This is a genomic window from Kitasatospora sp. NPDC127060, assembly GCF_042724935.1.
In the GTDB taxonomy this organism is placed as follows: Bacteria; Actinomycetota; Actinomycetes; order Streptomycetales; family Streptomycetaceae; genus Kitasatospora.
On the sequence record NZ_JBHXEG010000205.1, the window covers coordinates 1 to 1035 of the forward strand.

A 1035-nucleotide genomic window follows, 5' to 3' on the forward strand; every position below is an offset into this window, starting at 1 on the left:
GCTTCGGTGCGCAGGGGGTTGATCTCGGAGACGGCGCCGACGAGCGTGGTCTTGCCGACACCGAAGCCGCCCGCGATGACGATCTTCGCGGAGGTGGTGGCGCGGGTGGGGGCGGCCGCGTTAGAGCTTGCGAAGTCCACTGAGGACCCTTTCGAGCAGCGTGACGTCGGGCTGGTTTCCGGATTCGCCCCCGGAAGCGGGCTGGTGGATGGCGACCAGGCCGGCCTCGGCAAGGTCGGCCACGAGGATGCGGGCCACTCCCAGGGGAAGCGAGAGCAGCGCGGACACCTCGGCGACGGACTTGACCTCCCGGCACAGCGTGCAGATCCGCTGGTGCTCCGGGAGGAGGGTGGCCAGGCGCTGCGGGTCGACGTCGGCGGAGACCAGGGCCTCCAGCGCGAGCTCGTAGCGGGGCCGGGTGCGACCGCCGGTCATGGCGAACGGCCGGATCAGCGGGCCGGAGTCCGGCTCGTCCTCGAACTCCTCGACGTACCCGGGCTCCTGGGCCGGCTGCCGGCCGGGGGCCGCGGCGGGCGCCGGGCCGGGCGGTGCCGGGTAGCCGGGCGGCGGGGCGTCGAAGGCGGGCTCCTGCCGGGCGTACGGGTCGTACGGGCCGTAGTGCTCCTCGGGCCGGGCGTACGGGTGCTGCTGGGGCTGCTGCCCGTACTGGTGCCGACCGTATTGCTGACCGTGGCCGGCGCCGGGTGCTCCGAAGGCGTCATGGCCTGTGCCAGGGTACGGAACGCCGTACTGGCCGCTGCGGTCGTCGGGCGGTGTCACGGTTCCTCTCCTCACAAGGTGCGGCGGTGCGGTGCGAGCTTCGGTACGAGTCCGGAGCCGGTGGTGCGAAGGCCGTACAACGTCCGAACCCGAGCCCGCCGAAGCGGGCCCGGGAAGGACGCGGAGGTACTTCGAATACCTGGACGGTATCCGACGAACCGTCAGTGCAGGAGACTGCCCTGGAGTTCCGCGCGGAGTGCGGGGGTGAGGACGGCGCCGGCTCGGTCGACGAGCAGGGCCATCTCGTAGCCGACG

At 72.6% G+C, this 1035-nt stretch carries 1 protein-coding gene and 2 pseudogenes; all 3 read right to left on the reverse strand.

Going from position 1 to position 1035, the window contains the following annotated elements; genetic code table 11:
* Nucleotides 1-140: pseudogene (locus ACFWIS_RS40735) on the reverse strand (ATP-binding protein); the annotation flags it as partial.
* Entirely contained in the window at nt 121-780 is a 660-nt protein-coding gene (locus tag ACFWIS_RS40740; RefSeq protein WP_380464166.1) for a DUF742 domain-containing protein, read from the reverse strand. The pseudogene ACFWIS_RS40735 and the gene ACFWIS_RS40740, both read right to left, overlap by 20 nt.
* 161 nt (nt 781-941) lie before the next feature.
* A pseudogene (locus ACFWIS_RS40745) lies at nt 942-1035 on the reverse strand (roadblock/LC7 domain-containing protein); the annotation flags it as partial.